Below are 15,463 nucleotides of genomic sequence, written 5' to 3'. Positions count from 1 at the left end.
TCATAAATTAATTGACTGCCTTAGTTTTGTTTGTCTTCCATAGAGTTGCAACAGCTATAAAGACCAAACCGCTAAATAAAGTTGCTAGAGGTAAACCAAAGCCAGCGCCACCCTTTACTATACTTTTGGCTAACCAATCACCAACAGCGGTACCAGCGATTCTAGCAAAGGCAATACCAAACCAGTAAAAGCCAGTAAAAATTAAGAACTTCTTGTAACCCAAAGTAATAATTCCGAGCAGGATAACCGACAGGACAAGTGAGGACATTTGTAAACCAAAAGCGTGGGCTAACTCATCACCGATTAAAGTTCCTAAAACTCCAGCAATAATCATCATTCCCCAATAAAAATGATTACTATTTGGTGTAAAGAAACCCTCAATTGGTTTTTGTCTTTGACTTTGCCATATAAATCCACCAATAGCTAACAAAATTGTTGAAATTGAGATGGTCGTTACAACAGGAATTAGTACATCATCGTTTAATGAATCCGCAATATTCGTAGCAGCTGTTCTAATGATGATAATTGCGGTCCAAAAATATAATTCGATTTTTTTTGAGTCCAATTTTTCAATGAAATATAACGCTACAAATAAAACAACTAAGATTGGTAGAGGCCCTAAATGCTTTAAGCCAAAAAGAATTGGCAATCCCATAACATCAGATGCTTGTTTATACCAACGAACGGCCAAATCTCCTGTATTGGTTCCAAAAATACTCGCTAAACTAATTAATACCCAATATCTCAAATCAATAAGGGGGTTATGAAAAGATTTCATGCAGTGTGCCTTTTAAATAAAAAATCCTATTCAACTTTTAGAGCAACTGAGAATAGGAAAGATAGAGGAAATAAAGAAATGGGTAGGAAAGTACTACCCATTCAATTATTTAAAAACTTACGTTCAAACCTGCGCGATAAGTTGGACCGTAGTATTCTCTTTGTATTAACTGACTTGGTTCGCCTTGATAATAAGACAATGGTGTATTCAAGATATTTGATGCGCTAACATAAATTTGGTAATGTTCATTGAATCTATATCCCATTGAAGCGTCCATAAATGTCCTTGCATCATAGTAAATATTGTTTGCAACATTTCCACCCGTTGAATAAAGACTTGCAGAAGCATAGTTCAAACCTACTCTTGCAAAGTAACCATATTTTTCATATAAGACTGCTGCGTTCGCAATGTTTTTTGATGTTCCAGGAAGTGTTGATTTCTCTCCAGGGTTTTGTTCAAAGGTAGAATTTACCAATGTCATATTTACAGAAGTACTCAACCCACCTAGTGGGCCATTCAAAAGTTGATTGAATTTTTGCACGTAATTAAATTCAATGCCATTTACTCTAGAAGTAGAGTCGATGTTCGAAAAAGTAGTAGCATAAACCGTATTTCCAGCTGGAATTACGTTTCCATTTTGGTTGTACCCATTCGTGTAAGTTGTTGTTCTTGGTGCAATAACATTAGCCAACTCTTTATCGAAAACTCCAATCGAAATAATTCCGCCTTTACTTAAATATTTTTCTAGAGAAAGATCAAAAGAATTTGAAGTTGTAGGTTTTAAAGTAGGGTCTCCACTGGCAACAGAATAAATTGCCCCACCAGCGTTCGCAGGAGTCGTGGCTGGATTTAGCTGATTAAAGGTTGGACGCGCAATACCGGTTGAATAAGCAAATCTCACGAAAGTATCTTTTTCAAGTTCATACTTACCTTGAATGCTAGGGAATAAATTTCCATAATTATTTTTTGAGTCATTGGGAACAATATTTCCATTGATGTCTTGACCATTTGCAAAAATAGTTGTGTTAGTGTATTCATAACGTACACCACCCAATACACTCCAATGCCCTTGCTTAAACTCATATTGCCCATATCCTGCATAAACATTCTCTGTATTATGTTGATATTGAAGAGCCTGTTTAGTGGGATCTGCAACATAATTTAGGCCATTTTGAATCAATCCAGTCTTAATTAATGGACCATTGTTATATTGTCCACTATAAAAAGTAGGAATCTGACCATCAGTTAGCCCAGTTAAGGTCTCGTTAGGAAGATTTGTAGCTGTTAAGCTACCAAATTGCATATCTTTTCCTCTAAATCTTCCATTTAAGCCAAACTTAACAGATTCAGATTCAAAATCTCCGATTGATACTTTGCTTTTTAAGTTAATACCAGTGGAATATTGATTGTCAATTGAATTCTCAGTAGCGAGTGTGGATTTACTCAATACATAGTTGGCAGGATTAGCATAATTTGCTGGGGTCACAATTGAAGAAAGATTATAAATTGGAGTTCCACCAACACCGCCGTTAGAAAAGACTAGGTTATTTCCAGTTACAGGACCAGTATATTGGAATCTAGAGTTGTAATCATAATCAACTGTATATTTCCCCTGAGCAAATGCTGCATAGTAATCTAGGGTCTTATCATCAAAAATATTTTTACCACCAATACTAATAACCTTATTATTAACCTGCTCTTGATGATCGACTAAAGAGTGTTGAAAAATTGGGTTTGATAAAGCGGATGAGTAATAACCATTTCCGACATTTGTAGCGCTTGAATCAGAATTTGGAGTAACTATATTATCCGATTTTTTCTCTATGTAACCAGTGTCAAATGCTTTCACATAATATGTATCGTTAGCATTTGGTTGATAAGTCAAATTAATGCCATAGCCATGCCTTGTTCTAGTATAGTCATAATAACGTTGATCCCAAGGATCAATAACTCCTGGAGTTCCACCCACATTTGGAGTTGGCTCCAAATCATCAATTCCTCTTTTATCTTGTGCTAAGGAGCCTGACAAAATCAATGAAAATGGCTTATCACTGTAGGAATTTAGGGTATTACTTTCCTTGTTCTCACTACCTACACCAAAGCGAAAACCCATTGAAAAGCTTCCCTCGAATAGTGGAGTACCCCGGAGCGACTCATAGCCTGTTCCAAGTCTTCCATCAAAAAACATATCCTTACCATTCAGTGGCATTGATTTTGTAGTCATTTCAATTGTGCCACCAATTGCTTCAGCATCTTGATCAGGACGCAAAGTCTTGGTAACAGTGATTGAATCAATTAAACCCGTTGGAATCGAATCAAATGCAACAGCACGACCACCGCTGCCATTAGAAGGACTACCTTGAGCAGCAGGTAATAATTTAATACCGTCTAAAGTCGTACTGTTGTAATCCGCATCTAAACCTCTTATATATACGTATCTTGCTTCCCCAGTATCATGCGCCTCACTTACTCCAGGTAAGTTTCTAACAACATCCGCAGGATTAAAACTAGGAATTTGTTTGATTTCTTCAGCACTGATGACATTAATAAAGTTTGCTGCCTCTTTTTGAATAATTACGGATTTTTCCGCATCAGTAACTTTATTTGATTCGATAATAATTTCTTGAGTTTGTTCAGACTGTGCAAAGGCACTAATAGCAAATAACTCAGAAACTGCAAGGAAGATAATTGAATACTTTAAGTTTTTAGTCATATTAGATTTAATTGGTTAAAAAGTAATTTACAAATATAAAAGTGAATTACTACAGAGGCGTATATTTTTTATGACGAAATTATTAAGATATTTCTTTTGATATCCATACTCTCAAAAAGGCTAGTTGGAAGTATGAATCGCTTCTAAGAAACTATTGATTAAGAGTGTCTGTGGAAAACAAAAAATGGCAAGATTGTGCAGAGCACCAATGATGGATGGGGTCAACAAATCCCTCTTATCTAAATAAGTGAAGAGTTCTTTTCCCTCAAGCTTTCTGGATATCTTATTACCAACTCAAAGTATTTCCGATATCCGAACTACAATAGAAAATCCTTGCAAATATAACTGGAAAGATCATGAAAACGAATGTACTTGGTAAAAATGGACCTCTAAGTTCAGCTGTTGGTTTGGGTTGCATGGGTATGTCAGACTTTTACGGCCCAGCTGATCGTAGCGAAAGTGTTGCTACCATTAAGTCAGCAATCGATTCGGGGGTAAATTTGCTCGATACAGGCGACTTTTACGGCATGGGCCACAATGAGCTGTTGCTATCCGAGGCGCTTAGCGCAGTGGCAAGAGAGCGCTATTTATTAAGTGTGAATTTGGTGCTCAAAGAGATCCTAATGGAGCATGGCATGGATTTGATGGGAGGCCAGCTGCAGTTAAAACTTCTTTAGCATATAGTCTGAAACGTTTAAAGACTGACTATATAGACATCTATAGACCTGCAAGACTTGATCCCAATGTCCCGATTGAAGAGACGATTGGCGCCATTGCTGACATGGTTAAGGCCGGTTATGTAAGGCATATTGGATTATCTGAGGTGGGCAGCGAAACTATTAGAAGGGCAATGGCCGTTCATCCTATCTGCGATTTGCAAATTGAATACTCTCTTTTTAGTCGAGGCATTGAAAAATCAGTTTTAAATACTTGCAGAGAGCTGGGCCTAGCTATCACCGCCTACGGAGTTTTATCCCGCGGGCTGTTTGATCCAAACTGGGGAAAAAACCCAATCACTCCTAGTGATTTTAGGGGCTACAGCCCACGCTTTCAGGGCGAGAATTTACAAAAAAACTTAGCTTCCTTGAATGCCATTAAGAACTTGGCGCAAGAAAAAAATACCTCAGTTCCTCAAATAGCAATTGCATGGGTGTTAGGTAAGGGCATTGATATTTTCCCCCTAATAGGCAGCAGAAGAGTAGCAACCTTGCGAGATTCGCTCAAGGCCCTTGAAATCAGTTTGAGTCATTCTGAAATGATATTACTGGATGAGGCTTTTCCAGAGGGTATAGCGGCTGGAACAAGATATGCCGAGACGATGATGTCTCACCTAGATAGCGAAAAAGGCTAATCCCAAGATAGTCCCAAGAGATAGGTTTGCGAATGGTATCAACCTATCTTTGTCTTAGATCTTCGATTTTTAAACCGGGGCACCAAGAAATACCATAGCTACCTTCGGGGAGTTTTTTAATCCCTTTTGCGGGGAAACAAAACTTCTTGGCAAAATGAAATTGTTAGCCGCAATTTTGAATACGGTCCTCAAGGCCGAAAGATATTTATTAATGTTGGCAGTTCTCGGCTAAGGTATTCTAGAATCGGGTCGTCTTTAAATCCAACGATATCTAGGCGCCATCTTACGGACGACGAGACGAGTCCTTCTTCAACGTATTCATAAGTAATTTCAACTACCGACAATGGTGAAGAGCATCGATTTAGAACAACGCCCTCATTTTAAAAGTCGCGTTTTTCCTCTGTATTTCGTCAAATTCTAATTTGGTCTGGCTAGCACGATTCGAACGTGGGAACTTGGGCTTCTTATACCGTGGGGATAATTACCTATTATCTAAAAGGCTATCATTTGCTCAATTCAATCTTTGAGTGCATAATAAACTCATTAAGAAGAGGAGTATCTCATGCTACTAACCGCTATATTAAGTCCTGCTGAAGAAGGGGGTTATGTTGCCTTAAATCCTGAAACTGGCACAACTACTCAAGGTGAAACTGTTGATGAGGCAATTGCTAATTTAAAAGAAGCCACCTCTCTTTATTTAGAGGAGTTCCCAATGACCTTCAATGTTCATCCATTAGTAACAACTTTTGACTTAGCACATGCCTAAATTTCCAGGCCTCTCTGGCAAAGATATCATTCGTGCCTTAGAAAAATTAGGCTTTCAAGTAGCAAGACAATCCGGTAGCCATATTATGATGAAACGTGGTGGAAAAGGTTGAGTTGTACCAAACCACAAAGAAGTAAAAGTTGGCACAGTCAACGGCTTACTACGCCAAGCTGAAGTATCAGCAGAAGATTTTCAAAAAGCACTTTTAGATTAGTCTTTCAGCATAATAGGTTTATGACCTAAGACATACTTTACAGTTTTGGTCTGCCCAGCACGATTCGAACGTGCGACCTACGGCTTAGAAGGCCGTTGCTCTATCCATCTGAGCTATGGGCAGTATGTGGGGATTGTGTAACTGTTGAAATTATAAATAATATGACTTCATTTGGGAATAAGATTTTGGTCGGGGCGGTGGGATTCGAACTCACGACCCTCTGCTCCCAAAGCAGATGCGCTACCAGGCTGCGCTACGCCCCGAACAATCCAATATTCTACTACGGTTTACTTTTTTTTACTAGTATTTAATTTCTTAATTTCACAACTTGCTCCCAAGCCAACTCTGACAAGACTTTCCGATTCACTTCATCTTTAATCGGTTCGCCAATACGAACACGAACAATTAACGGTGCGTTCTTTAAAGTATTGTTCATTGATTCCAACAGTCCCATATCACCAATAAAAGCTGTTGCAATACTTACCTCCCCAGTCTTGGGCTGGATATAAGTAATAGCTGTTGGTAAGCAGATACTTTGAGCATCAATGACAGATTGAAATAAATTAGGCTTAAATTTAAGAACCGATAAGCCGTCTGAAGAAGTTCCTTCTGGAAAAATACAAATCCTATCTCCCGCTTTTAAAGCTGATGTCATTTGATCAGAAACATCCCTAGAGTGACCACTTTTTTGTCGATCAATAAAAAGAGTATTTAATTTTTTTGCAAACCACCCAAATACTGGCCAAGAAGCAACCTCTTTCTTTGCGACAAATCGCATAGGAAATAAGGCGTTGATCACATGAATATCCAACCATGAAATATGATTACTCACCACTAGGTGCGATTGCAAATCTTTGGGGATCTCACCTTCAAGTTGTAACTCGATGTTGAATACCTTTAATAATCCATAACTCCAATTTTGCAAGGCTAAATTCTGTTGTTGAGTATCTTTTCTCGGAAACAAAAAAACAACAATGAAAAATCCCCTAAAAATATGTGCAATAACGCGTAAATAGCTGATAACCAACATAAAATTCTCTATTCAATTATTAAATGTAACAATTCTGTCTTAAAATGTGCATATTACAGTAACTTAACTATGGCTTAATGTCATCATGCAATATCGCACCATATGGATTTCTGACATACATTTAGGTACTTCTGGCTGCCAGGCTGAGTATCTACTCGATTTTTTAAAACATAATGAAGCAGAGACATTTTATCTTGTCGGCGACATTATTGATGGTTGGCGGTTAAAAAAATCTTGGTACTGGCCGCAAGCTCATAACGACGTTGTACAAAAAATTCTCAGAAAAGTACGTAAAGGTTCCGAAGTCTTTTATATTCCCGGAAACCACGACGAAGTCGCACGTCAATTTATTGGTATGACCTTTGGTGATATTCAAATTCGTAATGAAATGATTCATATTACTGCGAACGGTAAAAGGTTATGGATAACGCACGGCGATTTATTTGACAGCGTCATGCAATATGCCAAATGGTTGGCTTATTTAGGTGATTCAGCCTACACCATCATTTTGGTTATTAATCGTTGGTTTAACAATATTAGAATTAAGCTAGGATTTCAATATTGGTCACTATCTCAATTTTTAAAGCATAAAGTGAAAAATGCAGTCAGTTTTATCGCTGACTTTGAAGCCATCATGGCAAGAGAAGCGCGTAAAAGAAAATGTGACGGGGTTGTTTGTGGTCATATTCATAAAGCAGAAATTCGAGATATCGATGGGCTGCTCTATTGTAACGATGGCGATTGGGTCGAAAGTCTTACTGCCTTGGTTGAAACCTTTGAGGGTGAGCTAAAGATTATTCATTGGCCACATATTTTGAAAGAAGAAGAAGGGGCTCACATTGAGCCAATCGTCATTAATTCTTTTAACGGTTTCCCAGTCAATGCTTTAGCCAATGCTGAAAATCCAGCGCTTCCTGTTGCTAGCTCAGCTAGTGATTTAATAATTCAGGAACTTGAGACTTAGGATCAATGCAATGAAGATTTTGATCATCACTGATGCTTGGGAGCCTCAAATTAATGGTGTTGTCCGAACATTAAAACAAACAAGACATGAACTTGAATTAATGGGACATGTAGTAGATATCCTATCTCCATTAGAATTCAAGACAATCCCCTGCCCGACCTACCCAGACATTTCTTTATCCATACTTCCAGGCAAAAAAATTTCGCGCAGGATTAAGTCTTTTATGCCGGATGCATTGCATATCTCAACCGAGGGCCCTTTAGGGTTAGCCGCCAGAGCTTATGCTGTAAAAAATCATTTGCCATTTTCAACCGCATACCATACTCGATTTCCGGAATATGTGAAGGCCAGAACGGGTATCCCATTAAAACTGACTTATCGATTTTTAAAGTGGTTTCATCAAAAGTCACTAGCTGTAATGGCTCCTACTATCACGGTAAAAAAAGACTTAGAAAGTTATGGCTTCAAAAATGTGGTTCTGTGGACTCGAGGCGTTGATTTATCGAGGTTCGAAGTCAAGCATAGCGACGCATTAACCAGCGCTAAGCCAATATTTTTAAATGTTGGTAGGGTTGCAGTTGAAAAAAATATCGAAGCCTTTTTACAACTCGATTTACCAGGCTCTAAAGTAGTGATTGGCGATGGTCCATCACTTTCGTATTTAAAAGAAAAATATCCGCTAGTTCAATTTTTGGGTGCTAAAGACCAATCAGAATTGCCACAGTATTATTCCAGCGCTGATGTGTTTGTATTTCCAAGTAAAACTGATACCTTCGGACTTGTTCTTTTAGAGGCGATGGCTTGTGGACTTCCTGTCGCCGCGTATCCAGTTACCGGCCCTATCGATGTTATTGGGGATAGTGAATCAGGTGCCCTAAGTGAAAATTTAGAAGATGCTTGCTTGGCTGCTCTGAAAATCTCGCGGGCAAGTACTCGTCAATATGCTGAGGGCTTTTCTTGGCGGGCAGCTACTGAACAATTCGTAAAGCATCTTCAACCTGTTCCTCCTGGATTAGTTGAAGCAAGTACTGATATTTCCATATGAACGACGATCATTATTCGTACGATCAAAACCCTCACAAAGGCAACAAAGGTGTCACCAGAGCAATCAAGGCTAGCATCAACTCCTGGCACGGACTTCAATTTGCTATCAAGGAAGAAAGTGCGTTTCGACAAGAGTTAACTTTAACGGCGGTGTTACTCCCTATTTCTTTATTTTTACCCGTTAGTCGAGTTGAGCATATACTACTTTTGATGGTGGTAATTTTGGTTCTCATTGTCGAGTTGCTAAACTCTAGTGTTGAAGCTGCAATTGATAGAATTTCCTTTGATAATCATGGTTTATCAAAAAGAGCAAAAGATTATGGCTCTGCTGCGGTGATGCTAGCACTGCTTCTATGTATATTTACGTGGATTTATATACTGATTCCGGTCATTAAGAATTTAAAAGTGACATTTATTAACGATTCGACTTTAATTTGTCATCTTCATGCAACTTTTTCTTAATACAATTAACCAATATCTGGAAAATTACTCATAAAATGAAAGAATTACCTAACCCACTACAGTCTTTAAACTCCATCGGTGATGGTTTGACGACTAAAATCGCCGGTAAACTCTCAAAAAAACTCTCAAGAATGCAGAAGTTTAATAAGTTTCCTAATTTATTTCTTTTAAAAAAACATAAGTCTAAAAAGAAAAATGCCAAAATTAAGGAACTAAAGAAAACAGTCAGCGAGTTACCCAATATTTCAGAGAATGGCCAAGCCAATAAATCAAGCCCTATCCAGGTATATATTGCAAGGGACTTAGAAGAAATTAAAGAAGCACAACGTCTTCGTTATCATGTTTTTGCTGAAGAAATGGGTGCTAACCTTCCGAATAAAGAAGAAGGTTTAGATGTTGACGAATTCGATGCCTATTGCGACCACCTTATTGTGCGTGACACGAAAACCCTGCAGGTTGTGGGCACTTATCGAATTTTGCCGCCCGATCAAGCAAAATTAATTGGACGCCTATATTCTGAATCAGAATTTGATTTATCTAGACTTGAGCACCTTTATCCGAACGCAGTTGAAGTTGGAAGATCATGTGTTCATGCAAACTATCGCTCTGGTGGTGTCATTATGGCTTTGTGGGCTGGTTTGGGCTCCTATATGAAGCAACACGGTTATGAAATTATGCTTGGCTGCGCAAGCGTACCAATGGGTGATGGTGGCCACTATGCAGCTAGCTTAAATAGAATTTTTAGTGAAAAGAATTTAAGTCCTGTTGAATATCGAACTTTTCCAAAGCTACCACTACCCCTCGAAAAGTTAAACTCAGATTTGGATGTTGAACCACCTCCTCTAATTAAAGGTTATCTCAGAATCGGGGCAAAGATTTGTGGTGAACCAGCATGGGACCCAGATTTCAATACAGCTGACTTCTTAACGATGTTAAGACTGACTGATATCAACTCTCGATATGCAAAGCATTTTTTTAACTAAACAATAAGTTTTTATTCTTGTTTTTTAGCCAGCCAAGCCATCAACTATGATGAAAGCTTGGCAGACTTAGGTTCAGAATATTTCATTACCACTTCAGCTCTTTTTAGAAGTGGTAATAGCTGAATTCAACTGAGAGCTGAATTCAACTGAGAGCTGAATTCAACTGAGGTGAGCTGAAGTAGTGAATGCACATAACAGTTTCAGTTATAACGGCTTAAAACTATTTAGATAATCACTATTCTGCTGAAAAATAACTACTCTTAATAAAAATCAAGTAAGAATTCTTTGCCGATTTTAGTCCAGTCTTCAGCTTCTTTATTGAGACTAAACTCAGTCAATGGATGATTTTCAATCCATTTCTTTGAAATCGTTACTTTAAAGCCATTACTGGTCTGTTGTACCAAAATTTCAGGCAACTCTTCAGTAACTCGTCTTCTGGAAAGCAAGAATGCCAAGCGGAGGCAAAACAACATTCGCCAATCAATAAAATTACTACTTGTATACACTTTAGCTAGTTTTCCAGTGTGACCAATCAAAAGTGTCGATAGGCGGGCTTGATCATTTTTTGAAAAGCCTGGCATGTCAGCATTTGCTGAAATATAAGCCGAGTGCTTATGGTAACCATTATGGGAGATAGATAAACCAATCTCATGGAGTTTAGCAGCCCACCCTAGTAAGGATGCATTATTAATGCGATCTTCATCTACTGGCATTGGAAACTGCTCCAAGAAGAATATCGCTAACTCTTCAACCCGCGTTGCTTGCTCCGCATCAACACTGTAACGTTTCATGAATTGCTCTACCGTTACAAAACGCATATCGTGATGCTGAGCACGCCCTAAAAAATCGTATAACACACCCATTCGAAGGGCTGCCTCAACGATTTCCATGGATTCAATTTTTAACTCATCAAAGGCAGCTATCATGATGGCTAAGCCGCCGGGTAGAACTTGACGACGATCTGGTTTTAATCCAATCAATTTCGCATTTTGGACAAACTCAGCTTCAATTAAGATTGACTTCAGCGCTTCTAAGCTTTGCCGCGTAATAGTCCCTGAAGCCTCAGTTCCGAAAGGATCTGGATGCAAATTATTTTCAGTATCTAAGCCATTGAGACTAATCAATTCTGCAATTGCTTTTGCTGTACCGGAGGAACCAATCACCTGATCCCAACCTTTTTTTCTGAACTCTTTGGAGATAATTTGAATTTCTTGTCTTGCGGCTAACTCTGCTTGTTTAAAATTGTATTCATCTACCGCACCATTGGCGAAAAATTTTTGACTATGCGAGACACATCCAATATATAAGCTTTCCAAGAGTTTCGGTTCATATCCCTGACCAATAATAAACTCAGTTGAACCACCACCGATATCAATCACGAGTCGATTTCCTGAATTAGCAGGTGCACCGTGAGCAGCACCTATATAAACCAGGCGCGCCTCTTCTTGACCTGCAATCACTTCAATCGGGAATCCTAAAGCTTTTTCCGCCTGTGTGATAAATTTTGCAGCATTACGAGCAACCCTAAAAGTATTCGTTGCTACTACTCGGACTTGCATTGGCGAAAAATTTCTTAAGCGTTCGCCAAAACGTTTAATTGAATTAATCCCCCGACTAAATGCTTCTACATCAAGATTTTTTTCGTGATCCAAACCTGCAGCAAGCTTGATTGAATCGCGGAGTGTATCTACCGGTCTTAATTGAAAGCCTGAGGGTGTCTCTACTATTTGGGCAACTACCATCCTGAAACTGTTTGAACCCAAGTCTACCGATGCGATTAATTTAGGCTCAGACTGAGCATTTTGGGATGGTTTCAATTCAAGAGCCATAATAGATACAAAGGGATAATTAACAATTAGACAGGCTTATATTTTAATGTTAAAAATGAGAAAAAAAACCTAGGACAAAAATTTATTTCACCCCTACAATTCAAACAATGACAAATAACTTTATTCCATTGCTCAACCGTGAATTAGGCCAACTGGAGTTTAACTCTAGGGTACTTGCGCAGGCAGAAGATCCAAATACGCCTCTTTTAGAAAGACTAAAATTTTTGTCTATTGTTTCAAGTAATATGGATGAGTTTTTTGAAATTCGTATGTCTGGATTAAAGGAACAATTAATAGATAATCCAAATAAAATACAAGCTGACGGATTAACTGTTGCAGAGTCTTATAAACTCATTACTGAACAAGCACACATACTAGTTCAAAGGAAATATGCTCTATTAAAGGAAAATATCTCCCCAGCTCTCAATCGGGAAAGGATCTTTTTTAAATTTCCATCTACTTGGACACCGCAACAGTTTCAATGGGCTAAAAACTTCTTTCATCGCGAGTTAGTTCCTCTAATAACTCCCATTGCCCTTGATCCTACACACCCTTTCCCAAGAGTCATTAATAAAAGCTTGAATTTTTTAATTTCCCTAGAAGGTAAAGATTCTTTTGGCAGAAATGCTGATCTTGCTGTTGTACAAGCTCCAAGGTCTTTACCGAGGTTGGTGCAATTACCAAATCACTTAGAATCCAAGGGTGAGACTAGTTTTATATTGCTTTCTTCATTTATGCAAGCTTTTGTACATGAGCTATTTCCTGGTATCAAATTAACTGGTTGCTATCAATTTAGAATCACTAGGAACTCAGATTTATTTGTTTCAGAAGACGATATTACGGATTTACGAAGTGCCTTGGAAGGAGAATTAACGACGCGCCATTTTGGTGATGCCGTAAGGTTAGAAGTTAACGATAAGATCCCATTGAAATTACTAGATCGATTAAAAATTGAGTGTCAGCTGAATGATGCCGATTGTTATCTAGTAAGTGGTCCGGTCAACTTAGTGCGTTTATTCCAAATGCCTGATTTAATTGATCGCCCCGACTTAAAATACCCAGTCGTCACCCCCAAACTACCAGAAGTGTTTTCCCATCACCAGTCCCTTTTTGATGTCATTTCAAAAAACGATGTATTGTTACATCACCCTTATGAAAGTTTCTCTCCCGTTCTTAACCTTTTAAATGAAGCCGCAAATGACCCTGATGTCCTAGCAATTAAACAAACTGTTTATCGCACCGGGGATGAGTCTTTAGTAATGGACGCACTGATGGAGGCGGCTCGCAATGGTAAAGAGGTCACTGTAGTGGTGGAGCTATTAGCTAGGTTTGATGAGCACACTAACATGCAATGGGCCGCTAAACTCGAAGCAGTTGGAGCTCACGTCGTCTATGGGGTTGTCGGGCATAAGTGTCATGCAAAAATGCTTTTAATTGTTCGCAGAGAAATGATTTCTAAGGGACGCAGCAAAGGTAAATACCAACTAAAAAGATATTCTCATTTTGGAACCGGCAATTACCATCCTAGAACAGCTAAATCCTATACTGACTTTGGATTATTAACTTGCAACCCCCAACTGACTAGTGATATGCATTATGTATTTCAACAACTCACGGGGACTGGCAAACACATTTCTTTGACGAAATTATGGCAATCGCCGTTCACAATGCAAGAGGAAATCATCAAGAGCATTCGTGGTGAGATTAAAAATGTGAAATTAGGTAAAAGGGCGCATATCATTGCAAAAATGAATGCCTTGCTTGAACCAAGTGTCATTCAAGAGCTCTATAGAGCTTCACAAGCTGGAGTGAAGATTGACTTAATTATTAGAGGTGTTTGTGCTTTAATGCCCGGTGTAAAGGGTTTATCTGAAAATATCAAGGTACGATCTGTTATCGGTAGATTTTTAGAGCATCACCGTATTTATTATTTTCTTGCCGATGGTAAAGAAAATATTTATTTATCAAGTGCCGATTGGATGGATCGAAATCTTTACCGAAGAGTCGAGGTGGCTTTCCCAGTTGAAGATTCAGTAATCAAAGAGCGGGTCATACAAGAAGGTTTAAAAATGCTGTTAAAAGATAATCAATCTGCTTGGGTCATGAATTCTGAGGGCAAATATCGTCGCCTTAAAACCAGAAGTAAGACACCGTATATTGCTCAATTAGAAATTTTAAAATTAATTGAAAAATCTTCTCAGAATTAGTCAGCTTCCACTAAACGATCTTTAGGGAAGTGTATAGAAAAAGTACTGCCAATACTGAGTTCACTCTCAATTTTCAAAGAGGCATTGTGTCTCGAAGCGACATGCTTCACAATCGCCAATCCCAGACCAGTACCACCGGTATCTCTAGAGCGGCTGCGGTCTACTCGGTAAAAACGCTCAGTAATTCTGGGGATATCATCTTGAGCAATGCCAATCCCTGAATCTTTGACTGAGAATACAGCCCCACCCTCACGATCCGCTTTCCATTCAAAAGTAATCGCCCCACCCTCTGGGGTATACCGAATTGCGTTAACGATTAAATTACTAAATGCAGAGAAAATTTCACTTTCTGCGCCAAGGATATCCATGTTTATCAGGCGATGCGCTTCAATCACGTGCTTATCTTGCGATAAGCTTTTAGCATCAAGGATAAGTTTTTCAAACAAATCCTCAATATGTACCTTGGTCGTTTTTGAGGTCAAAGGACTACTATCTAACCGAGTCAAAATCAACAGTTCCTCCACTAGTGTCATCATTCGACTGGTTTGAGCAAACATCAAATCAACATATCTCTTTTGATCCAGCTTGGAAATTTTCAAATCACGAAGTGTCTCTAAAAATCCACTTACAACAGTCAAGGGAGTCCTTAACTCATGGGAAACATTCGCCACAAAATCTTGGCGCATCGATTCATTTTTTTTCAGAATTGTAATATCTTGGCTTAATAGAAGTTTGCGGTTTTCCCCATATGGAAAAACTTGCAACATTAACATTAAACTCCCTTGCTCACCCATATAATCCAAGTGCAGTGGTCGTGTAAAGTCACGCACTTGCATGTAACTTATAAATTGAGGGTTTCGGAGTAAAAATGTAACCGGTTGACCAACATCTTTGAATGGATCCAGTCGGAAATGATCGCGGCAGATATTATTACACCATTCGATATGATCCACTTCATCTAACATAATTAAACCATTCGGTGAAGCTTGTATTCCTTGGATAAATTGATTGTATTGCACCTCAGATTGAAGAACTGCTTGGCGCCATACTTTTGATTTTTTTTCTATCTGATCATAAATTTCTCGCCAAATTCCAATACCTCTTTTTTTTCCTATCAAATCA

11 protein-coding genes, 2 tRNA genes and 2 pseudogenes are annotated in these 15,463 nt (G+C 38.5%); 8 read left to right on the top strand and 7 right to left on the bottom strand.

Translation table 11 applies throughout. The annotated features are described in order from the left end of the window. Positions 1-7: 7 nt before the first annotated feature. Positions 8-778 (bottom strand): COG4705 family protein, encoded by a 771-nt coding sequence (locus tag AOC35_RS03420; RefSeq protein WP_108645782.1) that lies wholly within the window; start codon positions 776-778, stop codon positions 8-10. 109 nt (positions 779-887) lie between these two features. Then, positions 888-3,491: a TonB-dependent receptor gene (locus AOC35_RS03415; RefSeq protein ID WP_108645781.1), complete on the bottom strand. Its 2,604-nt coding sequence runs from the start codon at positions 3,489-3,491 to the stop codon at positions 888-890. Between the two features lie 356 nt (positions 3,492-3,847). Here AOC35_RS03415 and AOC35_RS03410 point away from each other — a divergent pair. The 3 genes and pseudogenes from AOC35_RS03410 (at position 3,848) to AOC35_RS15640 (ending at position 5,720) form a co-directional block, all read left to right on the top strand. Beyond that, positions 3,848-4,842 (top strand): annotated as a pseudogene (locus tag AOC35_RS03410) (aldo/keto reductase). Between the two features lie 562 nt (positions 4,843-5,404). Then, the gene (locus tag AOC35_RS03405; protein ID WP_108645780.1) at positions 5,405-5,608 is read left to right on the top strand and encodes a HicB family protein; all 204 of its coding nucleotides are present in this window, start codon (positions 5,405-5,407) and stop codon (positions 5,606-5,608) included. Then, positions 5,601-5,720, top strand: coding sequence for a type II toxin-antitoxin system HicA family toxin (locus AOC35_RS15640; RefSeq protein ID WP_211307468.1), 120 nt, complete (start codon positions 5,601-5,603; stop codon positions 5,718-5,720). The genes AOC35_RS03405 and AOC35_RS15640 overlap by 8 nt, the downstream gene beginning before the upstream one ends. A 148-nt stretch (positions 5,721-5,868) precedes the next feature. Here AOC35_RS15640 and AOC35_RS03395 read toward each other — a convergent pair. From AOC35_RS03395 to AOC35_RS03385, 3 genes are all read right to left on the bottom strand, one after another. Next, a tRNA-Arg gene (locus tag AOC35_RS03395) sits at positions 5,869-5,945 on the bottom strand. A gap of 63 nt (positions 5,946-6,008) precedes the next feature. Continuing rightward, a tRNA-Pro gene (locus AOC35_RS03390) sits at positions 6,009-6,085 on the bottom strand. 44 nt (positions 6,086-6,129) lie between these two features. After that, positions 6,130-6,852 carry a lysophospholipid acyltransferase family protein gene (locus AOC35_RS03385; protein WP_108645779.1) on the bottom strand — a complete coding sequence of 241 codons (723 nt, stop codon included), beginning with the start codon at positions 6,850-6,852 and terminating at the stop codon, positions 6,130-6,132. Between the two features lie 88 nt (positions 6,853-6,940). Between AOC35_RS03385 and AOC35_RS03380 the strand changes: the two are divergent. From AOC35_RS03380 to AOC35_RS03365, 4 genes and pseudogenes are all read left to right on the top strand, one after another. Then, a pseudogene (locus AOC35_RS03380) lies at positions 6,941-7,657 on the top strand (UDP-2,3-diacylglucosamine diphosphatase); the annotation flags it as partial. Positions 7,658-7,826: 169 nt separating this feature from the next. Further along, positions 7,827-8,861: a glycosyltransferase family 4 protein gene (locus AOC35_RS03375; RefSeq protein WP_108645777.1), complete on the top strand. Its 1,035-nt coding sequence runs from the start codon at positions 7,827-7,829 to the stop codon at positions 8,859-8,861. Continuing rightward, entirely contained in the window at positions 8,858-9,322 is a 465-nt protein-coding gene (locus tag AOC35_RS03370; protein WP_108645776.1) for a diacylglycerol kinase, read from the top strand. Before AOC35_RS03375 ends, AOC35_RS03370 begins: the two co-directional genes overlap by 4 nt. A 131-nt stretch (positions 9,323-9,453) precedes the next feature. After that, entirely contained in the window at positions 9,454-10,305 is an 852-nt protein-coding gene (locus AOC35_RS03365) for a GNAT family N-acetyltransferase (RefSeq protein WP_108648688.1), read from the top strand. A 260-nt stretch (positions 10,306-10,565) separates the two neighbouring features. Here AOC35_RS03365 and AOC35_RS03360 read toward each other — a convergent pair whose 3' ends face one another. Beyond that, positions 10,566-12,134, bottom strand: coding sequence for a Ppx/GppA phosphatase family protein (locus AOC35_RS03360; protein WP_211307467.1), 1,569 nt, complete (start codon positions 12,132-12,134; stop codon positions 10,566-10,568). 107 nt (positions 12,135-12,241) lie between these two features. Here AOC35_RS03360 and ppk1 point away from each other — a divergent pair, with 107 nt between their 5' ends. Beyond that, complete coding sequence (ppk1, locus tag AOC35_RS03355; RefSeq protein ID WP_108645775.1) at positions 12,242-14,341, top strand: polyphosphate kinase 1; 2,100 nt, start codon at positions 12,242-12,244, stop codon at positions 14,339-14,341. Here the strand turns inward: ppk1 and phoR are convergent. Continuing rightward, entirely contained in the window at positions 14,338-15,459 is a 1,122-nt protein-coding gene (gene phoR / locus AOC35_RS03350; protein WP_159077458.1) for a phosphate regulon sensor histidine kinase PhoR, read from the bottom strand. The two genes, ppk1 and phoR, sit on opposite strands and share 4 nt — an antisense overlap. Between the last annotated feature and the right edge of the window lie 4 nt (positions 15,460-15,463).

This window comes from Polynucleobacter rarus, assembly GCF_003072505.1.
Taxonomy (GTDB): domain Bacteria; phylum Pseudomonadota; class Gammaproteobacteria; order Burkholderiales; family Burkholderiaceae; genus Polynucleobacter; species Polynucleobacter rarus.
This window is presented reverse-complemented; position numbering and strand designations above follow the sequence as displayed.